We start from the raw sequence: 24,435 nt of genomic DNA, 5'->3' as shown, positions 1-24,435 counted from the left end.
CTTTGCGGCCTTGCCGCCCTTAGTGGACGGATTTCAGAAACTGTTGCAGACGGGGGGATTGCGGGTTGCCAAAGACCTGTTCTGGCGGTCCCTGTTCCTCGATCCGCCCCTGGTAGAGGTAGACAACGTGATCCGCGACCTCGCGGGCGAATTTCATTTCGTGGGTCACCAGCAGCATGGTGCGCCCTTCGGCGGCAAGGTCGCGGATGACCGTCAGCACTTCGCCCACCAGTTCCGGATCCAGCGCCGATGTGGGTTCGTCGAACAGCATGACCGAGGGATCGACCGCCAGCGCGCGCGCGATCGCTGCCCGCTGCTGCTGTCCGCCGGACAGAAAGGCCGGAAAGGTATCTGCCTTGTCGGCAAGCCCGACCCGTTCCAGCAACTGGCGGGCCTTGGTGATCGCTTCGGCGCGCGGTTGTTTCAGCACATGCACCGGCACTTCGATCACGTTTTCCAGAAGGGTGCGGTGGGTCCAGAGGTTGAACTGCTGGAACACCATGGCCAGACGGGTGCGGATCCGTTCGATCTGACGGCGATTCGCCGGGCTGCCGTCGCTGCGCATGGCGACCTCTTCGCCGCCGATGATGATCTTGCCGGACGTGGGTTGTTCCAGAAAATTGATGCAGCGCAGCATAGTTGATTTGCCAGAGCCGGAGCCGCCGATGATGGCGACCACGTCGCCTTTCTGTGCGGTCAGTGAAACCCCCTTCAGAACCTCCAGATGCCCGAATGATTTGTGCAGATCCGTGACCCGGATCGCCTCGTTGGCGGCGTCGGGGGCAGGGGGGGTCTGAGCAGCTGTGCTGGCAGCGGCGCTTTGCGGCATTTTTCGCGGTCCTTACTTTTCGGCTTGTAGTAAGGACGAACAATAGTAATTATGCAAGTGTATAATTTGAAATCGTCAGGCCGGAGAGACCGTGACCGAAGAACGCCGGAAATTTAAGCGGGAGACTGCAGAGGCCCGAAAGGCCGCCCTGATCGCGGCTACGCTTGAGCTGGTCGCCGAAAATGGCGTGCGTGGGGCGACGGTCCGGGCCATCGCCGAGCGTGCCGATGTGACGCAAGGTCTGATCCGGCACTACTTCTCCTCCAAGGAAGAGTTGATCAGCGCCGCCTACGAACATCACATGACCTATATGACGGATCTGACCGAGGCCCCGGCCACGCAGGTCACCGGCTGTGCGGTGAGCAGGCTGTCGGCCTTTGTTGTGGCCTCGCTTACGCCGCCGGTTGTCGATCCGCGTTCGATTGGTCTTTGGGCCAGTTTCCTCAACAAGGTGCAGCAGGATCCGGTCATGCGCCAGATTCACGCGCAGACCTATGCCGATTTCCGGGACCGGCTTGAGGCGCTGATTGATGCCGCGCTGCGTGAGACCGGACGCTCCGTCGCGCCGCCTGGTCTGCGCCATCTCGCCATTGCCTGTAACGCGGTGATCGACGGTCTATGGCTCGAAGGTGGCGCCTTGCCGGATGCTTTTGAGCCGGGAGAGCTGCCCGAAATCGGGGTGCGCTCCGTCGGCGCCATTACCGGATTAGAATTGAAAATGACACCTCAGGAAAAGGCTGATCGGCCATGAAAACAACAGATGTGACCACGCGTTTGGCAGGGCTGGGCGGTGCAAAATGGGAAATACACCTGAAAGCACGCGCCATGGCCGAAGCAGGCGCCGATCTGGTCGAAATGACCATCGGTGAGCCGGACGTGCCGGTGCCGCAGGCGCTGCTTGATACTGCGGCCCGCGCTATGCAGTCTGGCCGTACTGGATACTCCGATGGGCGCGGCGAAATGAATCTGCGCCGGGCGCTGGCCGCGCAATACAGCAGCAAGATCGGCCGGGCGTTTGAGCCCGACAACTTCCTGTGCTTTCCGGGCACGCAGACCGCGCTGTTCGCAGTGATGACCGGTGTCGCGCAGCACGGCGATGAGGTGCTCGTCGGGGATCCGATGTATGCCACTTACGAAGGTGTCATTCGCGCAACCGGCGCCAATATGGTGCCCGTGCCCCTGCGCCCCGAACACGGGTTTCGCATGCAAGCCGAAGACATCGCCGCCCGTATCACACCGCGGACCCGCGCGGTGCTGCTGACCTCACCGCACAATCCCACCGGCTCGATTCTGACGCCAGAGGATATCGCGGGCATCGGCAAACTCGCCGTGGAACATGATTTCTGGATCATCTCGTACGAGGTCTACGCCGAACTGGTGTTCGATGGTGCTGAGTTTACCTCGCCCCTGGCACAGGCCGATATCGCGGACCGGGTGATCGCCGTATCCTCGGTTTCCAAATCCCACGCCGCGCCGGGATTCCGCAGCGGCTGGTGTGTCGCCTCCAAGGAGTTCTGCGATGCCTTGCTGCCGTTTTCCGAAACCATGCTGTTCGGCAACCAGCCCTTCATCGCCGACATGACCGAACAGGCGGTGCGCGAGGGATCTTCTGTGGCGGCAGGCATGGTGAGCCGGTTCTCTGCCCGCGCCGAACGTCTGGCGGATCGGCTGCATGCGGAAACAGGACTGACCGTGCACCGGCCGGAGGCGGGCATGTTCGCGATGATCGATGTCTCTGCCACCGGTATGGATGGTGATGCCTATGCGATGGATCTGTTGGAAAACGGTGGGGTTGCGGTGATGCCGGGCTCTTCTTTCGGGGAAAGCCTGAAAACCTGGGTGCGCGTGGCACTGACCATCGAGGATGCAGGTTTCGACAAAGCGCTTGACCGGATCGTGGCCCATGCCGCTCAAAAGGCGCAGGAGGTCGCATGACCAGCGTCGGAGAACAGCTTGTCGCAGATCTGAAGGCGCGCGGCGTGACCTGTGTATTCGGTATTCCCGGAGTGCACACCGTGGAACTTTACCGGGGGCTTGCCGCGTCGGGGCTGCGTCATGTAACGCCGCGCCACGAACAGGGCGCCGGGTTCATGGCGGACGGTTACGCTCGCGTGTCGGGACAGCCGGGCGTAGCCTTTGTCATCACCGGGCCGGGATTGACCAATACGCTGACGCCCATGGCGCAGGCGCGGGCGGATTCCGTGCCGATGCTGGTCGTCTCCGGGGTCAATGCGGCCCCGTCGCTGGGGAAGGGGATGGGGCATCTGCACGAATTGCCCGACCAGCACGCGCTGGCGGCGACGGTGGCACTGGTGTCCGAACATGTCGACAGTCCAGAAGCGCTGACCCCGGCGCTGAACCGGGTGTTCGATCAGGTACAGAGCCCGCGACCCGGTCCTGTGCATGTGCAGATCCCGTTGGATATCGCCGGCACTGCCGCGCCCGCAGGCGCGGCGTCTCCCCAGTCAAACGCGAACTATCCAGAAGCGGATGCCGATCAGATTGCCGAAGCCGCGCGACGGCTGAACGCCGCGCGGCGCCCGGTGATCCTCGCAGGCGGCGGGGCCAAATCGGAAGCGGCGCAGTTGCGGCGCCTGGCTGAACGGCTGGATGCTCCGGTGGTACAGACGGTCAACGCCCGTGGGGTGCTTTTCGATCATGCCCTGAGCGTTCCGGCGAGCCCCAGCCTGCAGGCAACACGGGCACTGATCAAAGAGGCCGACGTGGTTCTGGCCATCGGTACCGAGATGGGACCGACGGATTATGACATGTACGCAACCGGCACCATGCCTGCGATGGCTGGGCTGATCCGGGTCGATCTTTGTGACCAGCAATTGCAGCGTCACCCTGCTGAGCTCAGCATTCAAAGCGGGGCAGGGGGCTTTCTGACTGCGCTTCTGGCAGCGATGCCGGACGGTCAGGCGGGTAATGACGGCGCCGCGCGGGCGGCCCGCACCCGCGATGCCGCTCTGGAAGAATTGGGACCGGAGTATCGCGATCAGGTTGCCGTGCTTGAGGCCATGCGCGATGCGCTGCCGGGGGCGATCATGGTCGGGGATTCAACGCAGCCGATCTATGCCGGGAATCTTTACTACGATCACGACCGCCCCGGCGGCTGGTTCAATGCGGCAACGGGATATGGCGCGCTCGGCTATGGCATTCCCGCAGCCATCGGGGCCGCGATAGCTGCGCCTGACGCGCGGGTGATCTGTATCGTCGGCGATGGCGGTGCGCAGTTTTCGCTGCCCGAAGTCATGGTCGCGGTCGAGGAAGATCTGCCGGTCACATTCGTGGTCTGGAACAACCACGGCTACCGCGAAATCGCGACCTCGATGCAGGACGTTGGCGTGACAGTGGTCGGTTGTGATCCCACGCCGCCCGATTTTGCCGCAACCGCCCGATCCTTTGGCATACCGCATCAGGCGGTCGCTCAAACCCCGGCCGAGGTCGCCGCTGCTTTGCGCGCGGCACCGAAAACCGGCCCTTCCATGATTGAAATCGCGGCACCTGTTTTTGTGCCGACACAGGACTAGAATATGACCAACCCTTCGTTTGAGTTTACCCGCGCCATCACCCGCCGTCCGGCCGCCAGCATCGTCAACGGGCTGCGCGCCGAGGATATCGGCACCCCGGATCTGGAGACCATGCTGAAGGCCCATGCGTCTTATGTGGCGGCCCTCAAAAGCACCGGCGCCGAAGTGATCGAGTTGGACCCGCTGGAGGCCTATCCAGATGCGGTCTTTGTCGAGGACACCGCGCTGTGCCTGCCGCAGGGCGCCGTGTTGATGCGCCCCGGCGCGCCGTCCCGCATGGGGGAGGTGGCCGAAATGGCTCCGGCCCTGCGGGGGTGTTACGAAGATCTGCGCGAAATCAAGGGACCCGGCCATATCGAAGGCGGGGACATTCTGGTGACCGGTCGCGAGATCCTGGTGGGCCGCTCGGATCGCACGGATGCGGCGGGCGTTGCCGAGCTGGCAGAGATCGTGGCGGAATGGGGCCACTCCCTGCGCGAGGTTTTCACGCCCGAGGGGGTTTTGCACTTCAAGACCGATTGTTCCCTGATGGATGCGGAAACGATCTTGTCCACCCGTCGGCTGGATGCCTCGGGCTGTTTCGAAGGCTACCGGGTTCTGCACGTGGCCGATGGCGAAGAGGCAGCGGCCAACGCGATCCGGTTCAACAATCTGGTGCTGATGGCGGCGGGGTTCCCGCGCACTGCCGAAATGCTGGACCGCGAAGGGTTCGAGGTCGTGGAGATCGACAACCGCGACTGCGCGAAACTGGACGGCGGCATGTCCTGCCTGTCGCTGCGGTTCTGATCCCGTCAGCGGCCAGTGCGGGGCAGTTTGGGGCCACTCCAGTAGGCGCCGCTGTCCTGACGCAGGTCCTCATAGGCCTCGATCCGGCGGCGGGCGGTGTCTCCGCCTGCCGTAATCAGGTGTGTCAGCAGGCATTCCAGCACCGCCATGGCGCCACCATAGGCGCCAAAGGCATGCAGCGAATTCGACGCGACGGCCAGCACATGATCGGCGTGGATGCCGGGGGCGATCACCTCGCTGTCTGAAATCAGCACGACCTTGGCGCCTCTCTTTGCCGCCATGCGCAGGGCCTGAATGGTCCCCGAGGAATAGGGGGCAAAGGTGATGGCGATCAGGCAGTCCTCCGCCGAGAGGTCGATCAGATCGTCCATCGCCGAGCCCATATGACGCGGCACCAGATCCAGATCCGGCAGTGCCATCCGCCCCACGTAGTGAAAGTAATGCGCCAGTGCATATGAGGCGCGGGTGGCGGTGACGTAACATCGCCGTGCCGAGGTCAGCGTTTCAACAATGGCAGCGGTCCGTTCGGGGGTCATCAGCCGCAAAGAGCGCGCTACGATGTTGATCTCGTTGCGGGCCGCGCGCGCCTGAAGCGCGGCCGACGGCGTATCTGAGGTTTGCATCTGCGCCAGCCAATCCTCTCCCAGCCCCGCCTCTTGCCCAGTGACAAGCGCGGTGCGGAAGGGGGTGCGCAGGGCTTCGAAACTGTCAAACCCCAGATGTTCAGCAAGACGCACCAGGGTATTGGCGCTGATCCCGGCCTTGGTGGCGGTAAGGCGCACCGGGTCGAGCGCGAAATCACCCGGGTTATCGATGATATATTTCGCCGCCGCCGCCAGTTTGGGCGGCATGTGGGAAATGCCGTCTTTCAGCGTGGCCAGCAGGCGGGCGGTCTGTTTCGGATCAAGTTGCGGGTTCATGGGAGGATCAGAACATATGTACTGATCCATGCAACAGAAAATCACGCGATCTGTGCAGGCTCACGGATCAATTTCGACCGATGACATGCTGGCGCAGGGCGTGGCCCAGACTGGAGAGTGCGAACAGGATGGCGGCGAGGCAGACAATCGTCGGCCCGGTCGGCGTGTCAAAGGTAAAGGCCAGTTGCAGCCCCCCGAGGGCGGACAGTGCACCGATGGATGCTGCAATCAGCGCCATCCGTTCCGGGGTCGAGGCAAAGGGACGTGCGGCGGCGGCCGGGATCAGCAAGAGCGCGGCGATCAGCAAGACGCCGACCACCTTGATCGCCACCGCGACGACAAGCGCGAGGGCAATGGTCAGCACCATCTGCTCTCGCTTCGGGTCGATCCCGGCGGCATAGGCCAGATCTGGGTTCAGGGTCGCCGTCAGAAGCGCCGACCACCGCGCCCAGAGCAACAGCAGAACCAGCGCCGCGCCGCCCCAGATAATCGCCAGATCAACGCGGCTGACGGCCAGAATATCGCCAAACAGATAGGCCATCAGATCAATTCGGACCCCATGCAGGAAGGAGACCGCGACTAGGCCAAAGGCCAGCGAAGAATGCGCCAGAACGCCCAGCAGCGTATCCATGGCATAGCCCCGGTTGCTGAGGCTCGAAACCGCTGTCGCCATCATTAGCGAGGTAGCGAGCACGCCCGCAAAGACCGAGGTATCAAAAGCCAGCGCCAAAGCTACGCCCAGGATGGAAGCATGCGCCGTGGCATCGCCGAAATAGGCCATTCGGCGCCAGACCACGAAACAGCCCAGCGGCGCCGCCGCCAGCGCAACGCCGATCCCGGCAAGCGCGGCGCGGATCAGGAAACTGTCGAGAAAGCTCATGATACCTTGTCCATATCTGCAACGCCCCTGTTTGCGTCGGAGGGGCCGTGATCGTGGTCGCAGCCAGGGCCATGATCGTGGGAATGGTCGTGCGAGTGGTTGTGTTCGTGCCGGTAAAGCGCCAGCGCTCCTTGGGTTCCGGTGCCAAACAGCGCCCGGTATTCCGGGGCAGAGGCCACGTGTTCCGGCTCCCCCTCGCAGCAAATATGGCCGTTGAGGCAGATCACCCGGTCAGAGGCGGCCATGACCACGTGCAATTCATGGCTGACCATCAACACCGCGCAGCCGAGTTCAGCCCGCACGGTTGCGATCTGTTGGTAAAAGGCGGCGGAGCCGGGTTGATCAAGGCCTTGGGTGGCTTCATCCAGAATCAGAAGTTGCGGGTTTGTCAGCAGCGCCCGGGCCAAAAGGACGCGCTGGAACTGCCCGCCCGACAGGCCCGACATCTGCCGCGTGGCCAGCCGGTCGGCGCCGGCCTGTGTCAATGCGGCTTCGGCCTGAGCGTCACTGACGCGGGTTGGCAGGCTCAGAAACCGGCGCACGGTCAACGGCAGGGTCGGATCGATATGCAGTTTTTGCGGCACATAGCCGATGCGCAGGCCGGGCGCGCGGGTGATGCTGCCCCGGCTGGGCTTCAGGGCGCCGATGATGCTGCGCAAGAGCGTGGATTTTCCCGATCCGTTCGGCCCGACGATGGTGAGGATCTCACCCGCTTCGATATTCAGGTTCACATCGGACAGCACCGTGTTGCCGCCATACTGAACGGACAGGCCTTTCAGGGATACAAGGCTCATGCAGCCTGTGCCTTCTGGCATTTTGGGCAGATCCCTTCGGCTTCGACGACGGTGCGTTCGATCAGGAACCCGGCTTCCTCTGCTGCAGAGCCGAGCTGTCCCTTGGTAGGATCGGTATGCACTTCGGCCACGGCATCGCAGATTCGGCAGATCATGAAGATCGGCGCGTGCCTGTCGCCCGGATGGGTGCAGGCCACAAAGGAATTCAGCCGTTCGATCTTGTGGGCAAAGCCATTCTTGACCAGGAAATCCAGCGCCCGATAGGCGACCGGGGGCTGCGAGCCGAGTCCCTCTTCGCGCAGCCGGTCCAGAATGTCATAGGCGCCGAGCGCCCGGTGCTCTTGCAGCAGGATTTCCAGCACCCGCCGCCGTACGGGGGTGAATTGCAGGCCCTTTGCCTTGCACCGGGCATCCACTGCGGCAATGCAGTCGTGGATACAGCTGCTGTGATCGTGGGTTTCGAAGCCGATCGAATCCATCAGGGGTCTCCGCACAGGGCAATTGAAGGGGCAGTAACAGGCGCCGATTTGGGTCTTGATATGTTATGTTATGACGTTTATCAAGCCGCGTAATGTTATACAATTACATCGACTCGGGACGAGAGGACTGTCGGAATGAAAGGCTTATCTTACGCAGCGGCGCTGCCTGCTGTTATTGGGGCAGGGATGGCGCTGGCCGAGGTGCCGCGGGTAGCGGTTGATATCGCGCCGGTGCATGGGCTGGTCGCCCGTGTGATGCAGGGAGTGGGAGAGCCGGATCTGGTGGTGCCGCCCGGTGCGTCACCCCATGGCTACGCAATGCGCCCCTCCGAAGCGCTGGCGCTGGACCGTGCTGATGCGGTGTTCTGGATTGGCGAAGCACTGACACCCTGGCTGGAAGGCCCGCTTGAGACCCTGGCGGGGAGGGCGCGGGTGACCGAACTGCTGGAGGTCGATGGCACGCTCGAGCTGGAGTTCCGGTCGGGCACGACCTTTGATCACGATGATCACGACCATGAAGCCGAGCATGATCATGACGGTCACGCTGGCGAAGATCACGATGGACATGAGGATCACGCCGAAGAGGGCGAGCATGGTGACGATCATGATCACATGGCGCATGATGAACACGGCGACGCGCATCACGAGGATCACGCTGGCCACGCACATGAAGGCATTGACCCTCATGCCTGGCTGGCGCCGGAAAACGCAGAGCTGTGGCTATCGGTCATTGCCGCAGAGCTGGCCGCGCTGGACCCCGAAAACGCAGAGATCTACATGGCCAACGCCAAGGCCGGTCAGGCGGAAATCAAGGAAACCGTAGGGCGCCTTGATGCGGTTCTGGAGCCACTGCGCGCCAGCTCCTTCATCGTTTTCCACGACGCTTACCAGTATTTCGAGCACAGTTTTGCGCTCACCTCATCCGGGGCGATTTCGCTGGGCGATGCTTCGGACCCAAGCCCCGCGCGCATCGCCGAGATCCGCGATGCGGTTGCGTCCCATGGCGTCGCCTGTGTCTTTTCCGAGCCGCAGTTCAATCCGGGACTGGTCGATACGGTGCTGGATGGGACCGGGGCAAAAACGGTAGTGATCGATCCCATGGGCAGCCACATCCCGCCGGGGCCGGAGTTCTACACGGATCTGTTGTCCGAACTGGGCAGCGCCATGGCGAGCTGCCACTAGGTATTCCGGAAAGGGGCAGGGCGGGTGACACTGGTCTGCCCCTTTCAGAACCGGTTTTTGACCAGATGCGTCAGGGTCGCGCCGGTCTCGTAATAGGCTTGTTTGAGCCCGGCAAAGGGAAGGCTGTGGCTGGCCACCGGGTCTACCGGAAGGCAGGATGTCTCGCCAGTCAGCAGTGCCTCCGCCATGCGGGTGCCAAACAGTGTGCCGGGGCAGATGCCGCGCCCGGAATAGCCGAAACAGGCATAGCCGCCGTCCAGATGCTGGATCTTCGGCAGGTGTTCCGTGGTCATTGCGATCCGCCCGAACCAGGTCTGTCGCAAGGGCGTGTCGGCCAGCGCCGGGAATAGATCGGCCAGTTTGCGCCGCAGCCAGCCGAGGTGAATGCCGCTGCCGGAATGGTTCAGCGCACCCATGCCGCCGATGATCAGGCGACCTTCCTGATCCAGCCGCCAGGAGGACATGACCAGCGCCGAATCCCAGCATCCTTCCAGCTCGGGCAGGATGACCCTGCGAACACTGTCCGGCAGCGGATCGGTTGCGGCCTGGAAATAATGCACCGGGATCATGGCCGGGGTTTGCAGCCCTTCGATGGGCAGGGCGTAGCCGTTGGTGGCGACGATCATATGCTTGGCGCGAATGCGGCCATTGGGGGTGGTGATGTCCCAGATATCCTGCTGCCGTGTGGCCGATAGGGCAGGGGTCTCTGCGTGGACCTTTGCACCTGCGCCCGCAGCGGCCCGGGCGAGGCCACGGGCATAGGCCAGCGGCTGGATCGTGCCAGCGCGTGGATCAAACAGCGCGCCGAACACCTGTTCGGACCCGACCCTTGCCTGCGCTTCGCTTGCGTCCAGCAGTTTCACCGGAGCGCCGATCCGCGACAGCTGGTCGAAGCGCCGTTGCAGATCTTTCATGCCGCTGGGGGCATGGGCGCAGTGCAGCGTGCCCTTGCGGACCGGTTCGCAGGCGATCTGATGGGTTTCGATCAGGTCATAGACCATATCCGGCGCCCCGGCGAGCAGGTCGGACAGGCGGCGCCCGGCCGCCTCGCCGATTTCGGCGTTGATATCCTCGGGGGGTAGCCAGAGGCCGGCATTGGCCAGACCGACATTGCGCCCCGACCCACCGCTGCCGAAACTGCCCGCCTCGATCAGGCGGACATCGGCGCCTAGTCCCGCAGCCTTCAGCGCGGCGGCACACCCTGTGTAGCCGCCGCCGATCACCACCAGATCCGCAGTGACCTCTTCGGTCAGCTGCGGCGCCAGGATCTGCTCCCGGCAGGTGTCATGCCAAAGACTGGACGCCAGATCAGATGTCAAATTTGATCCCCTGTGCAAGTGGCAGATCGCGTGAATAGTTCACGGTATTCGTCTGCCTGCGCATATACCCTTTCCAGGCATCAGATCCGCTTTCGCGGCCGCCGCCGGTTTCCTTTTCTCCGCCAAAGGCCCCGCCGATTTCGGCACCGGAGGGTCCGATGTTCACATTGGCGATACCGCAATCCGAACCCGCTGCCGAGAGGAAATATTCGGTCTCGCGCACATCGGTGGAGAAGATGCAGGAGCTGAGCCCCTGAGGCACGTCGTTCTGCAGGGCGATGGCCTCATCCAGATCGTCGTATTTCACCACATAAAGGATCGGTGCGAAGGTTTCGGTATGCATGATTGCCGATTGTTCCGGCATTTCCACGATGGCCGGATGGGCATAGGCCGCATCGCCATGGCTGCCCTTTTGCGCCTGCCCGCCGCCGTGCACCTTTCCACCTTCGGCCTTGGCCTGCGCCAACGCAGCGTCCATGGCGTCCAACGCGGGACGGTCGATCAGTGGGCCGACCAGGGTGCCGTCGGCCAGAGGATCACCAATCGGAAGCCCCTCATAGGCCTTGATCAGGCGCGGGATCAGCTGGTCATAGATATCCTTGTGCACGATCAGGCGGCGCAGGGTCGTGCAGCGCTGCCCGGCGGTGCCAACGGCGGAGAACACGATGGCGCGCAGGGCCATTTCCAGATCCGCCGAAGGGGCCACGATCATCGCGTTGTTGCCGCCCAGCTCCAGAATTGTGCGCCCCAGACGTTTGGACATATCGGCGGCCACCGCCTTGCCCATCGGCACCGAACCGGTGGCCGAGATGATCGCAACATTCTTGGAGGCTGTCAGCGCTTCGCCCAGATCGCGTTCGCCAACCAGAGTCTGAATCAGGCCTTTTGGAGCTTCGTCGCCGAAAGTTTCCATAACCCGCTCGCAGATCTTCTGAACCGCCAGCGCCGTCAGGGGGGTCTTCTCGGAAGGTTTCCAGATCACCGGATCGCCGCAGACAAGCGCCAGCGCCGCGTTCCAGCACCAGGGCGCGACCGGGAAATTGAAGGCGGTGATGATGCCGCAGGTGCCCATCGGGTGCCAGGTTTCGCGCATGGCGTGGCCAGGGCGCTCGGATGCAATGGTCAGGCCATAAAGCTGGCGCGACAGGCCAACCGCGAAATCGCAGATGTCGATCATCTCCTGCACTTCGCCAAGGCCTTCCTGATAGATCTTGCCGCATTCCAGCGTCACCAGTCGGCCAAGGTTTTCCTTCTCGCGGCGCAGCTCTTCGCCAAGCAGGCGGACCAGTTCACCGCGGCGCGGGGCAGGCACTTGCCGCCAGTCCTTGAATGCCTGTTTCGCGTCTTCGATCTGGGTGTTTGCCTCGCTCACACCGTGCATTTTCAACTTGGCGATTTCGCTGCCATCGACCGGCGTGGTCACGCTGAGCGTTCCACCCCAGAGTTCGTCTTTGGTCAGGCCAGCGGCGGTCAGGATATCTGCGTAATCCATGGAAGGAGTCCTTGTCAGAGAATGCTGATCATGAGGGAAAGAACTATCTTTGATGATCAGGTGTTGGTGTTTTCCCTTGTTTGTCATTGAAAGGAGTGGTTTGCACATGAAACTAATTCCTGCCGGTATGAGGTAAAGTCATATGATCGCGCCGCGTCGCTTTTTACCCTCCATTCCATCCCTGCTTGCCCTCGAAGCGGTGGACCGTCTGGGCAGCGCCTCAGCGGCGGCCGAGGATCTGTCGCTGACCCAAAGCGCGGTCAGCCGCCAACTGAAACAGCTGGAAGAGCAGATGGGGGTTGATCTGATTGCGCGAGATCAGATGCGGATGCAGCTGACACCGGCGGGGGCAGGGTTCGCACAGGAGGCACGCGGTATCCTGACCCGGCTGGCGCAGGCCTCGGTGAAACTCAGGGCCAACCCGGATGGGGGCAGTCTGAACCTGTCGATCCTGCCCTCCTTCGGGCTGCATTGGCTGGCGCCGCGGCTGAAGGATTTCGTGGCAGGGCATCCGGGGATTACCGTCAACCTTCAGACTCATAACCTGCCGTTCAGTTTTGAGGGCAGCACCACACAGGCTGCGATTCACTATGGCACACGTGATTGGCCGGGCGTCGAATATTTGCCCCTGATGCCCAAACACGTGCTGCCGGTCTGCGCGCCCGGACTGATGCATGCCCCGGCCGCAACGCCGGAGGAGCTGCTCAGTTTTCCGCTGCTGCATCTGGAGACCCACCCGGACAGCTGGGAGCAATGGTTTGCCCTGCATGAGGTTCCGGCGGAAAAACTGCGCGGCATGTTGTTCGATCAATCCTCGGCGATGACACAGGCGGCGGTACATGGGCTTGGCGTTGCCCTGCTGCCGACCTTCATTGCCGAGGCGGAAATTGCCCAGGGTCGGCTGCAACTGGCAGTGCCGGGCGCGCCGGTTACGCTGGGGTCGTATTTTCTGGTCTGGCCGCAGGATCGGGCGGCGGATTATCCCCTGCTGAAGTTCCGTGACTGGCTGGTCGGGCAGATCGGCCCGCAGGAGGTGTCGTGATGCGGCTGCCGAGCCTGACCCACTTGCGCTGTTTCGAAAGCGCAGCCCGGCATCAGAATTTCACCGCCGCCGGCGAGGAACTGGGGCTGACTCAAAGCGCCGTCAGCAAGAAGGTGAAAGAGCTGGAAACGGTCCTGGGGTTCGAGTTGTTCCAGCGGGTCGGGCGCGGTGTGGTGTTGACCCCGGCCGGGCAGGGGCTTGCCACCGATCTGGCGCAGGATCTGGGATCGCTGAAGGCCAGCCTGCAAAAAGCGGTTGCCGCCGGGGCCGGGCGTTCGGCGCTGCGGATCGCCGTCCTGCCGACATTCGCCAATCGCTGGCTGATCCCAAGGTTGCCGGATTTCTTTGCCCGCCACCCCGAGATCGAGCTGAATTTCACCACCCGGCTGGAGCCGTTTGATTTCAGCCGCACCTCTTTTGATCTGGCCATTCACTACGGGCTCGACAATTGGCCGGGTACGCTGATGACCGAATTGTTCGGCGAGCAGATGATCCCGGTCTGCGCGCCGGATTTCTTTGCCGGGCAGGATCTTGCGGGCAATCCGAATTGGCCTGGGGTGCCGCTGTTGCATCTGGAAAGCCGCGAGGAAGCCTGGCGGGACTGGTTCGCACGTGCTGGGATCATAGGTGCGCCGCGTCAGGACGGGCGCTATTTCGACCAGCATTCGATGGTTATTGCTGCAGCGGTGGCCGGGCTGGGCGCAGCGATCGTGCCATATGATATGGTAGATCAGGAAATCGCCTCGGGTGAGTTGATGCGCATTCCCGGTCCGCATCTGACTTCCCGCAAACGCTATTATTTCGTGCGTCCCTACGGGGCGGCGCCAAAACCGGTGCAACGGTTCGAGGCCTGGCTTAGAAAACAGCTGCGCAGGGAAGAGCCTTAGCCGCCATATCCGCCCGGCGGCTCAGACCGTCCGGGATTGGTGGCGCGACAGAAAAGAATTAGATGTGCAGAGGCTGTGCTCTGACCTGCCTGCTGGGAAACCAATGTCCAAGATCCTCACAATCACGCTGAACCCTGCCGTTGATCTGGCCACCTCGATCGCCCACGTGGTGGCAGGCCCCAAGCTTTATTGTGATACTCCGCGCACTGATCCGGGCGGTGGCGGTGTCAATGTGGCCCGGGCCATTCACAGGCTGGGCGGCGATGTTCTGGCGCTGGTTGCCGTAGGCGGCGCCATGGGGGAGCGGCTGTTGCAGCTTCTGGCAGCGGAGGGCGTCCCGGTGGATCCCGTGCAGGCCGGTGGTGAAACGCGGCAGAGTTTTGCGGTGACGGATACATCGACCGGCGAACAGTTCCGCTTCAGTGTTCCGGGTGAGGAGATGAGTGAGGCTGATGGCGCGCGTCTGCTCGATGCGATTGCCTCTGCCGCGCCAAGGGATGGTTATGTGGTCCTTAGCGGTGGCGTCACGCCCGGTCTGGGTGACGATTTCCCGCAAAAGGTTCTGGCGGCCCTGACCCCGAGCCGGGGCAAGCTGGTTGTCGATACCTCAAAGACTGCGCTGGAAAATCTGCTCACCTCACCATCCGAGCCGGTGCATCTGTTGCGGCTGGATCAGCGTGAGGCGGAGCAGTCAGCAGGGCACAGGATGGAGAGCCTGAATGACAGCTACACCTTTGCCGAGGCGCTGATTGCGCGCGGCGTGGCGGAGCTCGTGGTTGGCGGCCGCGGCGGTGAAGGCTCCATTCTGGTGACGGGGCAGCAGCGGTTTTTCTGTCGCGCGCCCGAGGTTCCGATGGTCAGTAAAATCGGGGCCGGGGATGCCTTTACCGGGGCGCTGACGCTGGCCCTGTCGCAGGGCCAGCCTCTGGGGCAGGCGCTGCGCTGGGGCGTTGCCGCCGCCAGCGCAACGGTCCAGACCGAAGGCACCGCATTGTTCAGGGCCGAGGATGTAACCGCACTGCTGGACCGCTGCGCGCTTCGCGAAGATACATCCCTTTGATGTGCGCCCCTCAGGCCATCTTCTTCCCGGCTGTCAAACCATTCACCTTTTCGACGATGGCGCGGGCGTCGATGCCGTGGTGGCGGTAAAGATCCCCGATAGTGCCGGTCTGGCCAAAATGCTCCACCCCAAGCGGGATTGTCTGGTGCCCGGCGACAGAGCCAAGCCATGACAATGTGGCCGGATGCCCGTCGATCAGAGTGATGATCCGGCAATGGGGCGGCAGCCGCCCCATCAGGGCCTCGATATGCGATTGCGCCGCCGCATTGCCGCGGGCGCGAGCGCGTTGCGCCGCTGTCCAGCCTGCATTCAGCCGGTCCGCCGAGGTCACCGCCAGCACGCCAATGTCGCGTCGACCTTCGCCGACCATTCCGGCGGCCTTGATCGCCTCTGGGCCAACTGCGCCCTGATAGGCGATCACTACATCGCAATTCGGCCCCGGCTTGCGCAGCCAGTAGGCGCCATCGATGGCACCCTGACGGAATTCTTCGTCGACGCGTTTGCCGGGCTGTTCAACAGGGTTGGTGGTGAGGCGCAGATAGACCGACCCGCCGGTCTCATCCCGCAGCCAGGTGCGTTCATCCGGATCGCCCTCGCCATCGCGCTGCACGTAGTCAAAGGCCCACTCCATGATCACGGCCAGCTCATCGGCAAAGGCAGGTTCAAAGGAGGCCAACCCGTCCTGGCTCATCCCGATGAGAGGCGTTCCGACGGATTGGTGCGCACCGCCTTCGGGCGCCAGTGTCACCCCAGAGGGGGTGCCGACCAGAATGAAACGCGCGGCCTGATAACAGGCATAGTTCAGCGCATCGAGGCCGCGGGCGACAAAGGGGTCATAGACCGTGCCGATGGGGATAAGCCGCTTGCCAAAGAGCGAATGCGACAGGCCCGCCGCGCCCAAGAGCAGCATCAGATTCATCTCGGCAATGCCCAGTTCGATATGTTGGCCCTGCGGTGTGAACTCCCATTTCGCGGTCGAGGGAATGCGGTTTTCGATAAATGCATCGGCCTGTTCGGTGCGCGCAAAGAGCTTGCGCCGGTTTACCCATGGGCCAAGGTTGGTGGTGCCGGTCACATCGGGTGAGGTGGTGACGATGCGGTCGGCCAGTGCGCTATCGCCCTTCGAGAGATCATCAAGGATCTTGCCAAAGGCCATCTGGGTCGACACCTCGCGCGAGGTGTCGACGGCAATCGCGGGCACCGCCAGTTTGTCATCCTGATAGCGACGGGTGCCCTTGGCAAAGAAGGGCACCTCAGACAGGAAGGCGCGCAGAGCATCCGGGTCTTTGACCGCTGCCAGAGGCTCCCATTCTTCGCCTTCGGCCACGCCCATGTGCTGTTGCCATTCGGTGAACTGGGACTTGTTCATCAGCCCGCCGTGATTGTCCTTGTGTCCCGCAATGGGCGTGCCCCAGCCCTTGATCGTATAGGCGAGGAAACAGGTGGGCCGGTCGTGGTCGATGGCGTCAAAGGTCTGAGCCATGGTCTCTACGCAGTTCCCGCCCAGGTTCTCCATCAGCGCGGCCAGTTCGGCGTCGCTGCGCCGGTCGATCAGGGCCGTCACATCGCCCTGATCGCCGAGATCATCCATCAGCCGCTTGCGCCAGACTGCACCGCCCATGAAGGTCAGCGCGGAATATTCCTGATTGGGGCAGGCATCGATCCAGTCGCGCAAATGATCGCCACCGGGTTCCTCGAACGCGGCCCGCTGCAAGACGCCATGTTTGACCCGCACCACATCCCAGCCGAAGGCGTCGAAAATCTTCTCGATCCGCCCGAACAACCCTTCGCGTACGATTCCGTCCAGTGACTGGCGGTTGTAATCGATGATCCACCAGGTGTTGCGCAGATCGTTTTTCCAACCTTCCTGCAGGGCTTCGTAGATATTGCCCTCGTCCAGTTCTGCATCGCCGACCAACGCCACCATGCGGCCCATCGGGGCATCGCGCCCCCAATCCTTGGCCTTGATGTAATCCTGGATAATCGCTGCAAATGAGGTGATCGCCACGCCAAGGCCCACCGAACCGGTGGAGAAATCCACATCGTCGATATCCTTGGTCCGGCTGGGATAGCTCTGCACGCCACCAAAGCCGCGGAAATTCTCCATCTTCTCGCGGGTCTGGTTGCCCATCAGATACTGCATCGCGTGAAAGATCGGCGAGGCATGGGGTTTGACCGCTACCCTGTCCTCGGGCCGCAGGGCCGAGAAATAAAGCGCGGTCATGATCGACACCATCGAGGCCGAGGAGGCCTGATGCCCGCCGATCTTGATCCCGTCCACCTTGGGGCGCACGTGATTGGCGTGATGGATCATCCAGTGCGACAGCCACAGCAGCCGCTGTTCGACGGTCTTCAGGTGGGTGAGATCGGCGGGCATGGCGCTCTCCTTATTCGGCAGCGTGTTTGGCGGGCGTGGGCAGGGCCTGATCCAGATCCTGCAGGATGTCGGCCACGTCTTCCAGCCCCACCGACAGGCGGATCAGGCCATCGCTGATGTCATGCTCAAGGCGTTCCTCGGCGGTATAGGTCGAATGGGTCATCGAGGCCGGGTGCTGGATCAGCGTTTCCGCATCGCCCAGCGACACGGCGCGCTGGATCATCTCGAGCGCGTTCATGAACTGGATCCCGCCAGCCATACCGCCGTCGATTTCAAAGGCGATCATTGCACCCGGCTGCGCCATCTGGCGTTCGGCCAGTTCGTGCTGGGGGAAGCTTTGAAGCCCCGGAAAATGCACGCTGCTGACGGCCGGATGCGCCTCCAGATACTCCGCCACCACCCGCGCCGAGGCGCAGTGTCGATCCATGCGCAGGGCTAGTGTCTTGAGCCCGCGCAGGATCAGCATGGCATTGAACGGCGCCATCACTGCCCCCGTCATGTCCTTCATCCCCACCAACCGGATTTCGGTGATCTGCTCGGCAGTGCCTGCGATCAGCCCGGCCACCACATCACCATGGCCGCCAAGGTATTTTGTGGCGGAATGCACCACGATATCGGCGCCAAGCTCAATCGGGCGGGTCAGATAGGGGGTGGCATAGGTGTTGTCGACCACGACCTGCGCACCTGCTGCGTGGGCGATGTCTGATGCTGCCGCGATATCAACAAGACGCATGTTCGGATTGGCCGGGGTTTCGAAATAGACGACGCGGGTCTTGTCACTGATCGCGGCACGCAGGTTATCCACGTCAGTCATGTCCACATGGGTAATAGTGACACCCCATTTTGCCAGCCCGTGCCGCATGAAGGCAAAGGTGCAGCCATACAGCGTCTTGTCGACGATCACCTCGTCGCCCGGCGACAGAAGGGTCCACAGAACCGCAGTGATCGCGCCCATGCCGCTGGCCATGGCAAGGCCTGCCTCGGCCCCTTCGAGCGTGGCGATGCGCTGCTCAAGCAAATCGCAGGTCGGGTTGGAAATGCGGGAATAGATATGGCCTTCGCGCTCTCCGGCGAAGGTATCTCCGCCCGCTTCGGCGGTTTCAAAGGAGAAGGTCGAGGTCAGATGCAGGGGCGGGGTCAGCGCGCCGTCATTGTCGAGCGGGTTATAGGCGTGGTGGATGGCACGGGTGGCAAATCCTGTGGCGCGGCTCATTGGGATATCTCCTGAAACTTGATGGCGCCACTTTGTGCTGACCTGTACGGCATTTGATTGCCAATTCTGCCTTATTTGGGGTAATAATTGGCATTATCTACCAATATGAGGGATTCATGGACAGTAAGGACCGACAAATCATCCGTGCGTTGCAGCGGGATGGTCGCATGACCAATCAGGATCTTGCCGATGCGGTGAATCTGTCACCCTCTCCTTGTCTGCGGCGGATCCGGAACCTTGAAGCCAAGGGGATCGTGCAGGGCTACAGCGCCGATGTGGACGCGGCGGCCTATGGTCTGTCGATCATGGTGTTCGTGCGCGTCCGGCTGGAGCGGCACAACGAGGCGGATGTAAAGAACTTCGAAAGCCGTATCCGGATGATCGATGAGGTGCTGGAATGTCACGTGATGACCGGGGCAATGGATTACCAGCTGAGGGTGCTTGTGCCCGATCTCGAAGCCTATGAGGATTTCATCCGGAACCGCATTCATCCCATCGGCGGCATCGCCTCGATCGACACAAGTTTTGTCTACGGCACGGTGAAAAAGACGGCGGTGTTTCCTTCGGTTGCGTGAGCGCGGTGCATGTCGCCAAAAAGCGGTCGGCGCAGATACGTCGCCCTAATTATGCACATAATGTGTGTTATGTAATGTTTGAACGTGGCGAGCAGTGCTCTAGCTGATGCGTGAAACTTGTCCGTGTGCCCCAGTGCAGAAGCTATGGCAGGCCTATCCCGAAGCGCCACCGATATCGCTGGGCGCGATGGCGACCGATTTCACCACGGCAAAACATTCGGCGCCTTCGGTGAGCTCCAGCGCCCGCGCCGAGCGCTGGGTGATGCGGGCCAGGATGCGCCCGGCTGGCGTTTTGAGAGACACCATTGCCCCGGGGCCGTCACCGGCGCGGATCTGCTGGACCGTGCCCGGCAGGATATTGAGCGCAGAAAGCCCCTCGGGACGCTGCCGTGACAGGATCACCTCATGCGCAGCAACCCGGACCCGGATCATCTGACCCGGTGCCTGGGCGATCTTTGGCAGGAACAATGGAATACCGCCTGCGTCGAGTTCGGTCAGCCCGTCCGGGTGATGCGCTTTGACCCGGGTTTCCAGCAGCGCGCCAACGGAACGAACACCGGTCGGCATGACATTGGGATCGCTTAGGATCTGCGCGGCGGGTCCCTGCTGAACCGTTTTGCCGTCCTGCAGCACGACGACCGTGGTGGCCAGCTGCGCCACCTCGGCTGCGGAGTGGCTGACGTAGAGTACTGGAATGTCCGTTTCATCGCGCAGCCGTTCGAAATACGGCAGGATTTCCGCCTTGCGCGCCTCATCCAACGCCGTCAGCGGTTCATCGGCCAGGATCATCTCCGGCGAGGACAGCAGCGCGCGACCGATCGCAACCCTTTGTTTTTCACCACCCGACAGACCTCCGGGCCGTCTTTGCAGCAGGTGGCCGATCCCCAGCATCTCGACGATCCGGTCGATATCCGCCCTGGGCGTATTTTTTGGGGCGAACCAGCGACCGAACAGGAGGTTCTGCCGGACGGTCAGATGCGGGAACAGGCGACCTTCCTGAAAGACATAGCCAATGCGGCGCCGGTTTGGCGGCAGCCATAGACCCGATTTGGTGTCAAACAGGACCCGTCCATTCAGCGCCACGCGTCCTGCATCCGGTTTCAACAGCCCGGCGACCGCGTTGACAACAGTGGTCTTCCCGGACCCCGACCGGCCGAACAGGACGGTGATCCCCTGCGGCGCCTCAAAGGCGACATCTAGGGTGAAACCGGGCCTGCTATGGCTGAGCTGCACCGACAGCATCACGCGTCCCTTATGCGTTTGGCCGCCCTGCGGGCAAGGGCTTCGGACAGGAGCAAGGCGGTCATTGCAAGGGCAACCGAAATCAGCACCAATCGGGTTGCGGCCGCCTCACCGCCGGGGATCTGCAAAAAGGCGTAGATCGCTGATGGCAGGGTCCGGGTCTGGCCCGGTATGTTCGACACAAAGGTAATCGTGGCGCCAAATTCCCCCATCGCCTTGGCAAAGGCCAGGATCGCGCCTGCAATCAGCCCGGGAAACACTAGCGGCAGGGTGACGCAGACAAACACCCAAACCCGCGACGCGCCCAGGGTGGATGCGGCTTGCTCCAGCTTTGGATCGACGGCTTCGACGGACAGCCGGATCGCGCGCACCATCAGCGGAAACCCCATGATGCCCGCTGCCAGCGCCGCGCCGGTCCAGCGGAAGGCCAGCACGATCCCCATCTGCTGCAGCAGGCCCCCGACCGGCCCCTGGGTGCCAAAGGTCAGAAGCAGCAGGTACCCTGTCACTACCGGCGGCAGGATCAGCGGCAGGTGGACCAGACCGTTCAGCAACTGCTTGCCCGGAAACTCCCACCGGGCCAAGGCATAGGCGATCAGCATGGCCGGAGGCAGCGCCGCCAGGGTTGCCCAGAATGATACCCGTAAAGACAGGGCAACCGCGTTCCATTCCTCGGGGCCGAGCCAGTCCATCATGCGGGCTATTCCGGCAAAACGGTGAACCCCTCGGCCGTCAGGATGGCACCTGCGGCGGGGCTTTGGAGATAATCGAGAAAGTCGCGTGCTGCAGGATTGTCACCGGGCGCAATTGCTGCAGCGGGGTAGATGATCGGTGGGTGGCTGTCGCCCGGGAAGGTGGCGATGATGCTGACGTCTGCACTGGCCTTTGCATCGGTGGTGTAGACAATCCCGAAGGGGGCCTCTCCGGTGGCGACCAGGGCCAGCGCGGCGCGGACGTTGTCGGTCTGGGCTACATTGGGGGCAATGCCCTCCCATAGACCGAGCGATGACAGCGCGGCCTTGCCGTAGATCCCGGCCGGCACGGCTTCGGTCAGGGCCATAGTAAGCCGGTTTTCCCCTAGCAGTCCGGCAAGGTCAAAATCGGGCGAAAGTGTCACCGGTTGCTGCTGCCCATGTGCAATCAGCACAAGGCTGTTGCCCATCAGGTCAAACCGGCTGCCTGCTACGATCCTGTCGCGCTGCTCAAGATGGTCCATCCAGGCGGGGTTGGCAGAGATAAAAACATCAGCAGGCGCGCCATATTCGATCTGGCGCGCCAGAACGGAAGACCCGGCCAGTGAAACCGCAACGGTATGCCCGGTTTCGGCTTCAAACCCTGCGCGGACACGTTTGATTGCATTGGTCAGGCTGGAGGCGGCGAACACAGTGACCTCGCCTGCAAAGGTCAGACCGGGCGCTGCGATGGCAAACGCCAATCCCAGCACGGCAGCCAGACATAGGCGGCGGGTGCGGGACAGGATCATTGGCGGGCCTCGTGGAACGTCTGCATATCTCACTTGGCGTAGCGCCGGGCCGGAAACGGAGCAAGGGATAATTTCCCTCGCCCGTGGTTGGCGCTTTCCACTGCGTGGGTGCTCACAATGCAAAAAGCCGGTCGCAAGGCTGCGACCGGCTTTTTTCGGAATGGGATCTGGCTGCGGTTCGGGACCGCCTGCGGCAACTCAGAACAGAGTCAGATCGCCTGCGCCAGCCGGGGTGGCGGGTGCGGGTGTGGGTTGACGTGCTGCCGCCACTTCCTGTTCGCCCAGACGCCGGTCGTTGGCAACCCGGGTCTGCTGGGCGCTGCCGGATGTCGGATGGAACCGGACCCGGCGGGCCGATGTGCCCCCCACGCTGGAGGAGATGCAGGGAATACCCTCGTCTTTCAGGAACTGCTGGACGAACTGCGCGTTTGAGGCACCGATATCGGACAGATTCACCGACATTTTTGCGCCGCCAAACACCTTGGCCTTCAGATTGCGGCGCTCGGCGCCCTTCTTCATGATGCCGTTGATCAGAAGCTCCATGGCGTGAATGCCATAGCGGGCGCTGACACCGCCACCATTGGCATTCGCCAGCAGGAAGTGATTCATGCCGCCAACGCCATTCTCCGCGTCATAGATGCAGGCTGCAATGCAGGAGCCAAGCACAGTCGAGAAGACGACCGACGGATCCTTGGACACGCGGTAATCCCCTTGCAGGATGGTCACGGAGGTGGTGTTGGCGAATACTGACGTCACAGCGGTCTCCTTGTTTAGCCCGGGGAAAACCCGGCTCAGGTCTTGCAGGCCTGAAGTAGCGCTCCGGCCATGCGGGCAAGAGACACTTGTTTCTGTGCGGCTCCAGTTTCCCAGGCAACCCTTGGCATTCCATAAACAACAGACGATTTTTCGTCTTGTGCAAATGTGGCTGCCCCGGCTTTGCGCAACTCCAGAAGTCCTTTGGCTCCGTCCTGGCCCATACCGGTCAGGATTGTTGCGACCACGTCCTTTCCATATGGCATGGCAGAAGTGAACAAAGCGTCAACGGACGGAGTGTGGCCCGAAATTGGCGGTCCTTCTTTCATGCGAAGGCGCAGAGGTTTACGGGGCGATAGCCCCATGTGGCGGGTTTGTCCTGCGGCAACGTAGACATGTCCCGATTCAATCTGCATGCCGTCCTCGGCCGCAACCACCTTGGCGGCGCAGATCCGGTCCAGAAGGGATACCAGCCCGGGGCCGAAGTTCTTACCGGTGTGCTGAACAATCAGCGTAGGTGGGCAATTCTGGGTGAAGCCGACCAATACGCTACGCAGCGCTTCGACACCGCCGGTGGAGGAACCGATCAGGATGAATTTCTTGAAATCGCGTTTAGGCGGCGGCGGAGCTGAGGCAGAAGTCCGCGCTGGGGCACCGCGCCGTGGCGCCTTGACCATCATGTCGTAATATTGGGCAAACTGGCGCGGGCTGTCCGCCTTTGTCAGTTCGAAAATACCCGCGCCTACGTTCAGCAACGGAGAAGACTGGCGTGCAGGTGTTGCACCCGGGCTATCCATGACCGAGACCCAGCGGGTGTCCACGGCCGAGAACAGTGCCAGCATCATTTCGAATTCTGGCAATCGGGTGAAACCATCCTCCACAAACGCAAAGGTTGGCTGCGCCGCTTCGGCCTGATTGTAGGCCATCATGAGGTTGTTAGCCAAAAGCACTTTCATACCGGGATATGCGGCTTCCATGTGGCTTTGCAAAGAGCGGGCAAATGTCCGGTCAGTTGTTATTATTAATAGGTTCTGAGAGGTCAATTCTATACCCAGTCACGTTAGTTCGGTGAACAACCGAAAGTTACATAATTGGTGGGGCGCACCCTGTGCGCCCCGGATCGATGACAGGTTAAAAGTCCTGCCACTTGTCGATGGCGGCGTTTCCGTCCGTTGCGGCGACAGGGGTCGGAGTGATCTCGTCCAGATCCCAATCATCTTCGCCATGAGCCGTCGGTGCGATGGGTGCCGAAGGCTGCGGCATTGCGGTGATATTGCTGCCGCCCGTGATCTTGAAGTGGGCGACCAGTTCGGCCAGCTTGGTGGCGTCGCTGTTCAGCATGTGACCCGCAGCAGTGGCCTCTTCCACCATGGCGGCGTTCTGCTGGGTCACCTGATCCAGCTGCACCACACCGGTGTTGATTTCACCCAGACCGGTCGATTGCTCGGCCGCGCCCTCGGCGATATCCGTCACCAGTTTCGAGATGTGGTTGACCCGTTGCACAATATTCTGCAGCGCCTCCCCGGCCTTGCCGACAAGATCCACGCCACGTTCCACCTGTTTCGAGCTGTCGCCGATCAGGGTCTTGA

Annotated in this window: 24 protein-coding genes; 9 read left to right on the top strand and 15 right to left on the bottom strand. The window is 62.3% G+C overall.

Annotated elements, in window-relative coordinates; genetic code table 11:
- Window positions 1-19: 19 nt before the first annotated feature.
- The gene (locus C6W91_RS16325) at window positions 20-829 is read right to left on the bottom strand and encodes an ABC transporter ATP-binding protein (RefSeq protein ID WP_274830745.1); all 810 of its coding nucleotides are present in this window, start codon (window positions 827-829) and stop codon (window positions 20-22) included.
- A 91-nt stretch (window positions 830-920) separates the two neighbouring features.
- Here C6W91_RS16325 and C6W91_RS16320 point away from each other — a divergent pair, with 91 nt between their 5' ends.
- From C6W91_RS16320 to C6W91_RS16305, 4 genes are read left to right on the top strand one after another with little or no spacing between them, the layout of a single operon-like run.
- Window positions 921-1,580 carry a TetR/AcrR family transcriptional regulator gene (locus C6W91_RS16320; protein ID WP_274830746.1) on the top strand — a complete coding sequence of 220 codons (660 nt, stop codon included), beginning with the start codon at window positions 921-923 and terminating at the stop codon, window positions 1,578-1,580.
- On the top strand, window positions 1,577-2,764 hold the full coding sequence (locus C6W91_RS16315) for a pyridoxal phosphate-dependent aminotransferase (RefSeq protein WP_370571134.1): 1,188 nt from the start codon (window positions 1,577-1,579) through the stop codon (window positions 2,762-2,764). The genes C6W91_RS16320 and C6W91_RS16315 overlap by 4 nt, the downstream gene beginning before the upstream one ends.
- Window positions 2,761-4,362, top strand: a complete 1,602-nt coding sequence (locus C6W91_RS16310) for a 5-guanidino-2-oxopentanoate decarboxylase (protein WP_274839931.1) — start codon at window positions 2,761-2,763, stop codon at window positions 4,360-4,362. Before C6W91_RS16315 ends, C6W91_RS16310 begins: the two co-directional genes overlap by 4 nt.
- 3 nt (window positions 4,363-4,365) lie before the next feature.
- On the top strand, window positions 4,366-5,148 hold the full coding sequence (locus C6W91_RS16305; RefSeq protein WP_274834730.1) for a dimethylarginine dimethylaminohydrolase family protein: 783 nt from the start codon (window positions 4,366-4,368) through the stop codon (window positions 5,146-5,148).
- Window positions 5,149-5,153: 5 nt separating this feature from the next.
- Here the strand turns inward: C6W91_RS16305 and C6W91_RS16300 are convergent, their stop codons facing one another.
- From C6W91_RS16300 to C6W91_RS16285, 4 genes are all read right to left on the bottom strand, one after another.
- Entirely contained in the window at window positions 5,154-6,068 is a 915-nt protein-coding gene (locus C6W91_RS16300) for a MurR/RpiR family transcriptional regulator (protein ID WP_274839932.1), read from the bottom strand.
- Window positions 6,069-6,135: 67 nt separating this feature from the next.
- On the bottom strand, window positions 6,136-6,948 hold the full coding sequence (locus C6W91_RS16295; RefSeq protein WP_370571133.1) for a metal ABC transporter permease: 813 nt from the start codon (window positions 6,946-6,948) through the stop codon (window positions 6,136-6,138).
- Window positions 6,945-7,742 (bottom strand): metal ABC transporter ATP-binding protein, encoded by a 798-nt coding sequence (locus C6W91_RS16290; protein WP_274839934.1) that lies wholly within the window; start codon window positions 7,740-7,742, stop codon window positions 6,945-6,947. Before C6W91_RS16290 ends, C6W91_RS16295 begins: the two co-directional genes overlap by 4 nt.
- On the bottom strand, window positions 7,739-8,221 hold the full coding sequence (locus C6W91_RS16285; protein WP_274834734.1) for a Fur family transcriptional regulator: 483 nt from the start codon (window positions 8,219-8,221) through the stop codon (window positions 7,739-7,741). The genes C6W91_RS16290 and C6W91_RS16285 overlap by 4 nt, the downstream gene beginning before the upstream one ends.
- Before the next feature lie 135 nt (window positions 8,222-8,356).
- Here C6W91_RS16285 and C6W91_RS16280 point away from each other — a divergent pair, with 135 nt between their 5' ends.
- Complete coding sequence (locus tag C6W91_RS16280; RefSeq protein WP_370571132.1) at window positions 8,357-9,403, top strand: zinc ABC transporter substrate-binding protein; 1,047 nt, start codon at window positions 8,357-8,359, stop codon at window positions 9,401-9,403.
- A gap of 44 nt (window positions 9,404-9,447) precedes the next feature.
- On the opposite strand, the gene C6W91_RS16275 is transcribed toward C6W91_RS16280, so the two are convergent.
- Window positions 9,448-10,722 carry an FAD-binding oxidoreductase gene (locus tag C6W91_RS16275; protein ID WP_274839936.1) on the bottom strand — a complete coding sequence of 425 codons (1,275 nt, stop codon included), beginning with the start codon at window positions 10,720-10,722 and terminating at the stop codon, window positions 9,448-9,450.
- Window positions 10,712-12,214, bottom strand: a complete 1,503-nt coding sequence (locus C6W91_RS16270) for an aldehyde dehydrogenase family protein (protein WP_274833964.1) — start codon at window positions 12,212-12,214, stop codon at window positions 10,712-10,714. Before C6W91_RS16270 ends, C6W91_RS16275 begins: the two co-directional genes overlap by 11 nt.
- A gap of 142 nt (window positions 12,215-12,356) precedes the next feature.
- Between C6W91_RS16270 and C6W91_RS16265 the strand changes: the two genes are divergently transcribed.
- The 3 genes from C6W91_RS16265 to C6W91_RS16255 all read left to right on the top strand — a co-directional run bounded on the left by C6W91_RS16265 (window position 12,357) and on the right by C6W91_RS16255 (window position 15,203).
- The gene (locus C6W91_RS16265) at window positions 12,357-13,256 is read left to right on the top strand and encodes a LysR substrate-binding domain-containing protein (RefSeq protein ID WP_274833962.1); all 900 of its coding nucleotides are present in this window, start codon (window positions 12,357-12,359) and stop codon (window positions 13,254-13,256) included.
- Window positions 13,256-14,143, top strand: coding sequence for a LysR substrate-binding domain-containing protein (locus tag C6W91_RS16260; RefSeq protein WP_274833960.1), 888 nt, complete (start codon window positions 13,256-13,258; stop codon window positions 14,141-14,143). Before C6W91_RS16265 ends, C6W91_RS16260 begins: the two co-directional genes overlap by 1 nt.
- Window positions 14,144-14,246: 103 nt before the next feature.
- Window positions 14,247-15,203: a 1-phosphofructokinase family hexose kinase gene (locus tag C6W91_RS16255; RefSeq protein WP_274839937.1), complete on the top strand. Its 957-nt coding sequence runs from the start codon at window positions 14,247-14,249 to the stop codon at window positions 15,201-15,203.
- A 10-nt stretch (window positions 15,204-15,213) separates the two neighbouring features.
- On the opposite strand, the gene C6W91_RS16250 is transcribed toward C6W91_RS16255, so the two are convergent.
- Both C6W91_RS16250 and C6W91_RS16245 read right to left on the bottom strand, forming a co-directional pair.
- Window positions 15,214-17,580, bottom strand: a complete 2,367-nt coding sequence (locus tag C6W91_RS16250; RefSeq protein ID WP_274839938.1) for a 1-deoxy-D-xylulose-5-phosphate synthase N-terminal domain-containing protein — start codon at window positions 17,578-17,580, stop codon at window positions 15,214-15,216.
- A 10-nt stretch (window positions 17,581-17,590) separates the two neighbouring features.
- Window positions 17,591-18,793 (bottom strand): methionine gamma-lyase, encoded by a 1,203-nt coding sequence (locus tag C6W91_RS16245; protein WP_274839939.1) that lies wholly within the window; start codon window positions 18,791-18,793, stop codon window positions 17,591-17,593.
- Between the two features lie 116 nt (window positions 18,794-18,909).
- Here C6W91_RS16245 and C6W91_RS16240 point away from each other — a divergent pair, with 116 nt between their 5' ends.
- A complete protein-coding gene (locus C6W91_RS16240; protein WP_274830762.1) occupies window positions 18,910-19,368 on the top strand; it encodes an Lrp/AsnC family transcriptional regulator in 459 nt (152 codons plus the stop codon).
- A 153-nt stretch (window positions 19,369-19,521) separates the two neighbouring features.
- On the opposite strand, the gene modC is transcribed toward C6W91_RS16240, so the two are convergent.
- The 6 genes from modC to C6W91_RS16210 all read right to left on the bottom strand — a co-directional run.
- The gene (gene modC, locus C6W91_RS16235; RefSeq protein WP_274837439.1) at window positions 19,522-20,610 is read right to left on the bottom strand and encodes a molybdenum ABC transporter ATP-binding protein; all 1,089 of its coding nucleotides are present in this window, start codon (window positions 20,608-20,610) and stop codon (window positions 19,522-19,524) included.
- Window positions 20,610-21,302, bottom strand: a complete 693-nt coding sequence (modB, locus tag C6W91_RS16230; protein WP_274839963.1) for a molybdate ABC transporter permease subunit — start codon at window positions 21,300-21,302, stop codon at window positions 20,610-20,612. Before modB ends, modC begins: the two co-directional genes overlap by 1 nt.
- Before the next feature lie 8 nt (window positions 21,303-21,310).
- Window positions 21,311-22,093, bottom strand: coding sequence for a molybdate ABC transporter substrate-binding protein (modA, locus tag C6W91_RS16225; protein WP_274839940.1), 783 nt, complete (start codon window positions 22,091-22,093; stop codon window positions 21,311-21,313).
- 198 nt (window positions 22,094-22,291) lie between these two features.
- Complete coding sequence (locus C6W91_RS16220) at window positions 22,292-22,849, bottom strand: chemotaxis protein CheD (protein WP_274830765.1); 558 nt, start codon at window positions 22,847-22,849, stop codon at window positions 22,292-22,294.
- 35 nt (window positions 22,850-22,884) lie between these two features.
- Complete coding sequence (locus C6W91_RS16215) at window positions 22,885-23,823, bottom strand: CheB methylesterase domain-containing protein (protein WP_274830766.1); 939 nt, start codon at window positions 23,821-23,823, stop codon at window positions 22,885-22,887.
- Between the two features lie 154 nt (window positions 23,824-23,977).
- The coding region (locus tag C6W91_RS16210) for a methyl-accepting chemotaxis protein (protein ID WP_370571129.1) at window positions 23,978-24,435 on the bottom strand (458 nt) is incomplete at its 5' end.

The sequence above is a fragment of the Phaeobacter sp. SYSU ZJ3003 genome (assembly GCF_041300735.1).
Lineage (GTDB): Bacteria > Pseudomonadota > Alphaproteobacteria > Rhodobacterales > Rhodobacteraceae > Phycobacter > Phycobacter gallaeciensis_A.
The sequence above is the reverse complement of the archived record's forward strand: the minus strand, read 5'-3'. Positions and strand labels throughout refer to the sequence as shown.

Coding starts and splice junctions, on each gene's coding strand:
- C6W91_RS16325 (WP_274830745.1), bottom strand. CDS start 829: ATGCCGCAAAGCGCCGCTGCCAGCACAGCTGCTCAGACCCCCCCTGCC.
- C6W91_RS16315 (WP_370571134.1), top strand. CDS start 1,577: ATGAAAACAACAGATGTGACCACGCGTTTGGCAGGGCTGGGCGGTGCA.
- C6W91_RS16310 (WP_274839931.1), top strand. CDS start 2,761: ATGACCAGCGTCGGAGAACAGCTTGTCGCAGATCTGAAGGCGCGCGGC.
- C6W91_RS16305 (WP_274834730.1), top strand. CDS start 4,366: ATGACCAACCCTTCGTTTGAGTTTACCCGCGCCATCACCCGCCGTCCG.
- C6W91_RS16300 (WP_274839932.1), bottom strand. CDS start 6,068: ATGAACCCGCAACTTGATCCGAAACAGACCGCCCGCCTGCTGGCCACG.
- C6W91_RS16295 (WP_370571133.1), bottom strand. CDS start 6,948: ATGAGCTTTCTCGACAGTTTCCTGATCCGCGCCGCGCTTGCCGGGATC.
- C6W91_RS16290 (WP_274839934.1), bottom strand. CDS start 7,742: ATGAGCCTTGTATCCCTGAAAGGCCTGTCCGTTCAGTATGGCGGCAAC.
- C6W91_RS16285 (WP_274834734.1), bottom strand. CDS start 8,221: ATGGATTCGATCGGCTTCGAAACCCACGATCACAGCAGCTGTATCCAC.
- C6W91_RS16280 (WP_370571132.1), top strand. CDS start 8,357: ATGAAAGGCTTATCTTACGCAGCGGCGCTGCCTGCTGTTATTGGGGCA.
- C6W91_RS16270 (WP_274833964.1), bottom strand. CDS start 12,214: ATGGATTACGCAGATATCCTGACCGCCGCTGGCCTGACCAAAGACGAA.
- C6W91_RS16265 (WP_274833962.1), top strand. CDS start 12,357: ATGATCGCGCCGCGTCGCTTTTTACCCTCCATTCCATCCCTGCTTGCC.
- C6W91_RS16260 (WP_274833960.1), top strand. CDS start 13,256: ATGCGGCTGCCGAGCCTGACCCACTTGCGCTGTTTCGAAAGCGCAGCC.
- C6W91_RS16255 (WP_274839937.1), top strand. CDS start 14,247: ATGTCCAAGATCCTCACAATCACGCTGAACCCTGCCGTTGATCTGGCC.
- C6W91_RS16250 (WP_274839938.1), bottom strand. CDS start 17,580: ATGCCCGCCGATCTCACCCACCTGAAGACCGTCGAACAGCGGCTGCTG.
- C6W91_RS16245 (WP_274839939.1), bottom strand. CDS start 18,793: ATGAGCCGCGCCACAGGATTTGCCACCCGTGCCATCCACCACGCCTAT.
- C6W91_RS16240 (WP_274830762.1), top strand. CDS start 18,910: ATGGACAGTAAGGACCGACAAATCATCCGTGCGTTGCAGCGGGATGGT.
- modC (WP_274837439.1), bottom strand. CDS start 20,610: ATGCTGTCGGTGCAGCTCAGCCATAGCAGGCCCGGTTTCACCCTAGAT.
- modB (WP_274839963.1), bottom strand. CDS start 21,302: ATGGACTGGCTCGGCCCCGAGGAATGGAACGCGGTTGCCCTGTCTTTA.
- modA (WP_274839940.1), bottom strand. CDS start 22,093: ATGATCCTGTCCCGCACCCGCCGCCTATGTCTGGCTGCCGTGCTGGGA.
- C6W91_RS16215 (WP_274830766.1), bottom strand. CDS start 23,823: ATGGAAGCCGCATATCCCGGTATGAAAGTGCTTTTGGCTAACAACCTC.